Here is a 6,738-nt window from a genome sequence, read left to right on the forward strand (position 1 = left end):
TGCGGTCGCTCAGGCGCGCCGACGCCGCCACGGCACGGCCGCGACGACGACACCGACGATCGCGACCGCGGCGGCCAGCAGCGCCACGGGTGTGGAGGGCGCGGCGGGAGCGGGCCACAGCGCATCGAGGAGCACCGAGGTGCTGAGCAGACCCACCACCGACCCGAGGCCGAGCAGCAGGACGCCCGTCCGGCGCACCACCACCGCCGACAGGAAGATGTAGACCACCCCGACGGCGCCGCCGATGTAGAGCCACGGCGCCGTCGGCACGACGCGCGGGGCCCCCACCGCGATGACGTGCACCATCGCGGCGGCGAGAAGGACGATCGTGCCGCCGATGAAGTTCACCAGTGTCGCGGTCAAGGGGCTCTCGACCCGCACACGGAGTCGACCGTTCGTCCCCTGCTGCCACGCCACACCGGCGCCCGCGACGACGGGGACGATCAGCATCCACGGGGGAACGCCACCGAGCGCGTCGCCCGACAAGCACACCACCACCCCGGCGATCGCCAGAGCCGCACCGATGAGTCGGCGCACGGTGACGGGCACGACCCCGGCCGGTCCGTAGCCCACGCGGTCGAGGACGAGGCCTCCGAAGGTCTGACCCGCGACGAAACCGACCGTGAAGAGGGCGACCCCGATCGTGGCGACCGTGAGGCCCTGACTCGCGACCGTGAGGGCACCGGCGAGTCCGCCGAGGAGCATCCATGGCGGGATCGAGCGACTCCGGATGCCGCCGACCAGGCGCGCGAACCCGCGTCGCCCCTCGGGGATCAGGGCAGAGAGAACGAGGAGGATCAACAGCCCCGAGCTGAACGACACGGCTGCCGCCACGATGCCGTCGCCGAGTTCCGCTCCGAGGGTGCCGTTGATGCGCGCCTGCAGGGCGGTGAGGGCGCCGATGAGCACCGCTCCCCCGACGGCCACACCGATGGCACCGCGCTCCGACACCGCTCTCCCCTCCGGCCCCCGTTCGATGACCACCGTCGATCGTACGGTGCGCCGCTCACTGCGCCGGCACGGTCATGGCATCCGAGCGTCGTCCCACATCACGCGGAGCACATCGGCGAGCGTCTCGACAGCGACCCCCTCCGCGACGGCCGCCTCGACCAGGGCACGGAGCTGTCTCGTCAGCTCCGCCGGCAGGGCGGCGACGCCGGGGGCGACCCGGGTGCCCGATCCCACGCGCGTGACGATGAGACCGTCGTTCTCCAGCGACCGGTACGCCTTCTGCACGGTTCCCGGGGCGACGCCGAAGTCGGCGGCCGCCTGACGCACCGTGGGGAGCCTCTCTCCGGCACCGAGCCGGCCCGACATGATCAGCCCGCGGAAGAACCGGTGGATATCGGCGGTGGAGCCGGTCTCTTCCACGGCGGGGGGCGCGGCATCCGTCATGACCGCAGCTCCCGCGCGGCGACCGTGCGTCGACGAGGCGCCGCCGCGACCCGGATGCCTCCCAGGGCGAGCAGGGCCAGCAGCAGGCAGCCGCAGATCTCGAGAACGGGGGCGACGATGCCTCCCACCAGGATCAGATCGGCGTGCGGAAGGTTCACACTGAGAGCCGGCCCCGTGCTCGAATCGGTCATGATCGTCACCGAGGTCGTCACCGCGGCACGGGCGAGGCGCAGTATCCCCGCCAGCGCGATGAGCGTCGCGCCGGCGGCGAGGATGACGGCGTCTCGCGCGACGGACGCGCGACGGACGCGTTCGACGTCGAGGGGCACATCGTCGGGGAAGGGACGCACGGCGTTTCGGTGCAGGGCGAGGAGCAGCGCCGCGGCGAGCGCGACGATCGAGAGGATCAGAGGGATGCCGTACGCCCAGCCGGGAAACGGGAGGATGACGGGCGCCTCGTCGGTGTTCGGCAGTTCCAGGGCCACGTGCGCGGCGAGGCCCGGCTCGAACGCCGTGGACATTCCCCCGAACACGAGGGGCAGGGCGACCGCCACCGCGCCGAGGATCGTGAACGAGAGGATGCCGCGGCGAGGCCCGAAGCTCGTCCACGTCCGCCGGACCGCCATCGCCGGGTCGAGGCTGCGGCGGGGCCGCCTCGTCCTCATCGCGACCGCGAGGAGCGCGAGACCGACGGCCGCCGCCGTCGGGGCGACGGCGAAGCGCCACCACGACACCGCGGCCGACAGGTCGAAGACGTAGCCGCGCAGGACGACGTCGAGGAGCCAGACGACCCCGACCGTGCACGCGATACCGGCGAGCGCCACCCGCTCGCCGCGCGGGCCGGCGACCGCGATCGCCCCTGCACGACGCGTGATCACGGCGATCGCGACGGCGGCGACGACGGCCAGCGCGGCGGAGACCACGGGCGACGACAGGAGCGCCCCGACCAGGTCGAAGGGGGAGATCCGCGCGAGGGCGCTCGCGAGACCGCGGGGATGGAGGGTGCTCATACTGCGACCTTTCGTGTCACGTTGCTAATACAATTAGTATCACGAACGCGACACAATCGAAAGACAGGCTTTCCGCACGTCGGTCCTGGCCACACCTCCTCGCATGCGACAAGCTGTGACCCGTGACCCCGCTCAGCCCCGGTTCCCGCGACGTCGCGCGGATCCTCTCCGACCTGACCACGTCCGGAGCGGATCGCGAGTTCCTCGCGAACGCAGAACTCCACCTCCCCCGCCTGCACGAGCTGTTCGTGCAGCTGTACGGCGATCGTCCCGACGGGCTCGAGCGCCTGGCATCCGTCGTCGATCTCGCCCGGCGATCCTGGAGCGAGCGTCCGCCCGCACTGAAGGCCCTCGATCGCGACCGCGAGAGCACCCCGGACTGGTTCGAGAGCGAGCGCATGCTCGGTGGGGTCTGCTACGTCGATCGGTACGCGGGCCGACTCAGCGGCATCCGCGAGTCCATCCCCTACTTCCGCGAGCTCGGGCTGACCTACCTGCACCTCATGCCGCTGTTCGAGAGCCCCGAGGGCAACAGTGACGGCGGCTACGCGGTGTCGAGCTATCGCCGCGTGAACCCGGCGCTCGGCACGATGAAGGAGCTCGCCGAGCTGGCCGCGGACCTCCGCCGGGCGGGGATCTCGCTCGTGGTCGACTTCATCTTCAATCACACGAGCAATGAGCACGAGTGGGCACAGAAGGCCGTCGACGGAGCCAGCGGTTTCGAGGACTTCTACCTCATCTTCCCCGACCGCGAGATGCCCGACGCGTACGAGCGCACCACGCGCGAGATCTTCCCCGACGACCACCCGGGCTCGTTCGTCCAGCTCGACGACGGCCGCTGGATCTGGGCGACGTTCTACCACTTCCAGTGGGACCTCAACTACGCCAACCCCGCCGTCTTCGAGGCCATGGCCGGCGAGATGCTGTTCCTCGCCAACCAGGGCGTGGAGATCCTGCGGATGGATGCCGTGGCCTTCATCTGGAAGCGGCTCGGCACGACGTGCGAGTCCCTGCCCGAGGCGCATCTGCTCCTGCAGGCGTTCAACGCCGTGCTGCGGATGGCCGCCCCGGGACTGCTCTTCAAGTCGGAGGCGATCGTGCACCCCGACGAGGTCGTCTCGTACATCTCGCCGGAAGAGTGCCAGATCTCCTACAACCCGCTGCAGATGGCCCTGACCTGGGAGGCGCTCGCCACCCGCGACGGCCGTCTGCTGCAGCAGGCCCTCGAGCGGCGGCACGCGCTCCCGGAAGGCACCGCGTGGGTCAACTACGTGCGCAGCCACGACGACATCGGCTGGACGTTCGCCGACGAGGATGCCGCCGAGCTCGGCATCGAGGGCTATCCGCACCGTCGCTTCCTCAACGACTTCTACGTCGGGCGGGCCGAGGGCACCTTCGCCCGCGGCGTCCCGTTCCAGGAGAACCCCCGCACCGGCGACGCCCGGGTCACGGGGACCACCGCCTCCCTCGCCGGGATCGAGGCGGGCGACGCGGGCGGCGAGGACCGAGTCGTGCTGGCGCACGCCCTCGCACTGTCGAGCGGCGGCATCCCCCTGCTGTATCTCGGGGACGAGGTCGCCCAGCTCAACGACTACGGCTATCGCGATCGCGCCGACGAAGCCGGAGACAGCCGCTGGGTGCACCGGCCTTTCCGTCCCGCCCAGGAGTACGCCGATCGCACGGATGCCGGCACCCCGGCCGGACGCGTCTTCGCCCGACTCTCACGGCTCATCGACGTGCGTCGGAGCACGCCGGAATTCGCGGGCAACGAGCTCATCCCCTTCGATGCCCACCACGATGCGGTCGTCGGATTCCTCCGACCGGGGCTCGCGGGGAGCTCGGTTCTCGTGCTCGCGAACGTCGGGGATCACGCGGTCCACATCGCTGCGCTGACCCTCTCGGGTCTCGCCCCGGACGCGGTCGATCTCATCGAGGGGGCGCACATCTCCCTGCGCCCCGGTCGCACCCTCCCCGCGCACGGCGTCGCGTGGTGGCGCGTCGCGCTGCGCTGAGGTCCGGGTCCCTGCGCGACGCCTCAGCCGAGGTACCAGCTGAGTGAGACCTCCCGCACATCGAAGAACCCGCGCCGGGCTCGAACGAGGGTGAAGCCCTGGGCGCTCAGCGCCTGGGCGTGTGCCCGAGTGAGGCGCTCGTGCTTCACCTCCTGCCACCCCTCGGGGTAGCGGTACGCGTGGGTGACGAGGCGAGCACGGGCCATGGAGTTCCTCCTCCCCGGCACGATGCCACGATCGGCGGCAGGCGCGGCATCGGCGACGTTCCGATCATGTGAACAGTGGGCGAAGAGCTCGCGCGGCCGCGGGTCGTCGGCGGCGAACTCGGGGAGATCAGTCCTCCTCGATCGTGTAGGCGCCGGAGGCATCCGTGAACAGCGCCGTCTGTCCGGGCTTCGCCTCGCGCACGAAGCCCGCGACCTGGGGAAAACGAGCGAGAAACGACTCGACGGACCAGATCTCGTGGTTCGCCGCGTCGTCCATGAAGTCCTGGGACTCCCGCCCCGTCACCGACTCGAGAGAACCGCCCGTGAAGGTGACCCACCGGGGCGGGTGCTCCGCGTGGAGCTTGGTCACAAAGACCGGTGCGTTCCCGGGCAAGCCGGGATTGTCCACCACGTCCTCTCGCGTGACGTCGAGGAACGCGTCGACGGTTCCGGCTTTCTCCACGAGCGCGTCCCACCCGATCGCCGACGCGGTGGCGGCCTCCGCGTCGGTGAGAAGCCGCAGGGTGCGCACGTGACCGCGGAGCGCGCCGTCGGCGGAACGCACCTCGTCGAACGGTGCGCCCCAGCGCGACGGGGTCGCGAGGATCGCCGAGATCCGGGTGCCGTTGAGGAAGGGCTGGTCGTTGCGCCAGGGGACGCCCACCGGAGGGACACGACGATTGCGGGCGATGTCGTCGCAGACGATCGACAGGGCGACGCGCGCCGCACCTTGCTGGCCGTCGATCACCTCGACCGCCAGCTCGACCTGCTCGCCGGATTGCGTCGGGAGTCTCGAAGCCCCCGAGGTCATGACGAGGATGGGTCCGTTCGGGACACGCTTCTCAACGACGAGGACGGAACCGCCGATCGGTTCCCCGATCACGACGGGGTCGATCCTCAGCGCGTCGAAGACGTGGCCCGCGAAGACGCCCTCCCCCGGCTCCCTCTCCACGGAGGACTCCGCGTCGCGCGAGGAGTCCCGGTCCGTCTTGTCCTGCCGCCACCGATCGAGAAATCCCATGCGACCATCTTCGCGTCCACCGGCCGGGGGAACCCCGGTCGGAGAAAACCGGAGACGGTCGCTATCCCCGCAGCTGATCCACGAGGTCGCGGTGAACCGGGTGGAGGAAGAGCACTGCGCCGTTCGATCGGACCGCGTGGTGGAAGCTCTCCGGAGCGATGGCGGCGGTGAAGCGTACGACGATCTCCGGCTGCTCCACCAGGAGCCTCCGCACCCGATCCGAAACACGCTCTGACATCCGCCCCAACGTATCCGCGAGGTCGTTCGGGGCGCAACGCTCGGCGGCCCGCCGGAACGGTGTCGCGTCGGGCGGCCAGCTCCCGACGGGGTGTCTGGTGCCGGCTACAGGACTTGAACCTGCAACCCCCGTATTACAAGTACGGTGCGCTACCAATTGCGCCAAGCCGGCAGACCACCAAGTCTAGCGATCCGCGGCTCCCTCCCCGCGCACGGCGGGACGGGGTCAGCCCGCGGGCGTGGCGGTCGGCGTCGGGCTCGGGGTCGGGGTCGGCGTCGGCGTCGCCGTGGAGTAGTAGGCGTTGCTGTCGATCGTCAGGACGAACTGCGCGAACTCTTTGGGGTCGTCCATGTGGCCGACGTACGGAGTGCCGTTGACGAGGACCGTCGGAAGCGTCGTGAGCGCAAGACCCTTGGTGTCGGGCAGACCCTTGATGGCACGGTCGGTCGCAGCCTTGGCCCACCCGGTGTAGGTCTCGTCCTCGATGCAGGAGCGCACCGTGTCGACGTCGCTGACGCCGGCGCCCTGCGCCATATCGGCGAGTTGCTGGTCGCTGTATCCCTCGGAATCCACGGCCGGCTGGTTGGTCAGCAACTCGTGGTTGAACGCGAAGAAACGGTCCGAGGCGTGCGTCGCGACGCAGGCGGAGGCTCCGGCCGCCCGCAAGCTGTACTTCGTGCCGTTCGACTTCGAGGTGAGCATCGCCACGGGGTAGTACGTGAGGGTCGCGGCATCCTCGTCGACCCACTTGGAGAGCTGCTCGGCGTTGGCGACCTGGAATTCTCGCGCCTCGGTGGAGAGGTAGTCGACGTACACCCGGATGTCGACGGGAGCCGCCGTCGACATCCGGGTGTAC

Annotated in this window: 8 protein-coding genes and 1 tRNA gene; 1 reads left to right on the forward strand and 8 read right to left on the reverse strand. The window is 70.3% G+C overall.

Going from position 1 to position 6,738, the window contains the following annotated elements:
- Nucleotides 1-9: 9 nt before the first annotated feature.
- The 3 genes from NS220_RS17425 to NS220_RS17435 form a co-directional block, all read right to left on the reverse strand.
- On the reverse strand, nucleotides 10-951 hold the full coding sequence (locus NS220_RS17425) for a DMT family transporter (protein ID WP_193755412.1): 942 nt from the start codon (nucleotides 949-951) through the stop codon (nucleotides 10-12).
- A 72-nt stretch (nucleotides 952-1,023) separates the two neighbouring features.
- Nucleotides 1,024-1,395, reverse strand: coding sequence for a GntR family transcriptional regulator (locus NS220_RS17430; protein WP_058625254.1), 372 nt, complete (start codon nucleotides 1,393-1,395; stop codon nucleotides 1,024-1,026).
- Nucleotides 1,392-2,405, reverse strand: a complete 1,014-nt coding sequence (locus NS220_RS17435; RefSeq protein ID WP_058625255.1) for a hypothetical protein — start codon at nucleotides 2,403-2,405, stop codon at nucleotides 1,392-1,394. Before NS220_RS17435 ends, NS220_RS17430 begins: the two co-directional genes overlap by 4 nt.
- Before the next feature lie 122 nt (nucleotides 2,406-2,527).
- On the opposite strand from NS220_RS17435, the gene NS220_RS17440 reads away from it, so the two are divergent.
- The gene (locus NS220_RS17440; protein ID WP_153004351.1) at nucleotides 2,528-4,417 is read left to right on the forward strand and encodes an alpha-amylase family protein; all 1,890 of its coding nucleotides are present in this window, start codon (nucleotides 2,528-2,530) and stop codon (nucleotides 4,415-4,417) included.
- 23 nt (nucleotides 4,418-4,440) lie between these two features.
- Here the strand turns inward: NS220_RS17440 and NS220_RS17445 are convergent, their stop codons facing one another.
- The 5 genes from NS220_RS17445 to NS220_RS17465 all read right to left on the reverse strand — a co-directional run.
- On the reverse strand, nucleotides 4,441-4,623 hold the full coding sequence (locus NS220_RS17445) for a hypothetical protein (protein WP_058625256.1): 183 nt from the start codon (nucleotides 4,621-4,623) through the stop codon (nucleotides 4,441-4,443).
- Between the two features lie 127 nt (nucleotides 4,624-4,750).
- Complete coding sequence (locus NS220_RS17450) at nucleotides 4,751-5,644, reverse strand: suppressor of fused domain protein (protein ID WP_058625257.1); 894 nt, start codon at nucleotides 5,642-5,644, stop codon at nucleotides 4,751-4,753.
- Nucleotides 5,645-5,705: 61 nt separating this feature from the next.
- Nucleotides 5,706-5,882 (reverse strand): hypothetical protein, encoded by a 177-nt coding sequence (locus NS220_RS17455; protein WP_058625258.1) that lies wholly within the window; start codon nucleotides 5,880-5,882, stop codon nucleotides 5,706-5,708.
- 95 nt (nucleotides 5,883-5,977) lie between these two features.
- Nucleotides 5,978-6,053: transfer RNA gene (locus NS220_RS17460), tRNA-Thr, on the reverse strand.
- Between the two features lie 54 nt (nucleotides 6,054-6,107).
- Nucleotides 6,108-6,738 (reverse strand): DsbA family protein (locus tag NS220_RS17465; RefSeq protein ID WP_153004352.1); only part of this gene is annotated, 631 nt, incomplete at its 5' end.

It is taken from the genome of Microbacterium testaceum (assembly GCF_001476655.1).
Taxonomy (GTDB): domain Bacteria; phylum Actinomycetota; class Actinomycetes; order Actinomycetales; family Microbacteriaceae; genus Microbacterium; species Microbacterium testaceum_C.

Excerpts from the sequence above, each read along its gene's own strand:
- NS220_RS17430 (WP_058625254.1), bottom strand. The coding sequence starts at position 1,395 with ATGACGGATGCCGCGCCCCCCGCCGTGGAAGAGACCGGCTCCACCGCC.
- NS220_RS17435 (WP_058625255.1), bottom strand. The coding sequence starts at position 2,405 with ATGAGCACCCTCCATCCCCGCGGTCTCGCGAGCGCCCTCGCGCGGATC.
- NS220_RS17445 (WP_058625256.1), bottom strand. The coding sequence starts at position 4,623 with ATGGCCCGTGCTCGCCTCGTCACCCACGCGTACCGCTACCCCGAGGGG.
- NS220_RS17450 (WP_058625257.1), bottom strand. The coding sequence starts at position 5,644 with ATGGGATTTCTCGATCGGTGGCGGCAGGACAAGACGGACCGGGACTCC.
- NS220_RS17455 (WP_058625258.1), bottom strand. The coding sequence starts at position 5,882 with ATGTCAGAGCGTGTTTCGGATCGGGTGCGGAGGCTCCTGGTGGAGCAG.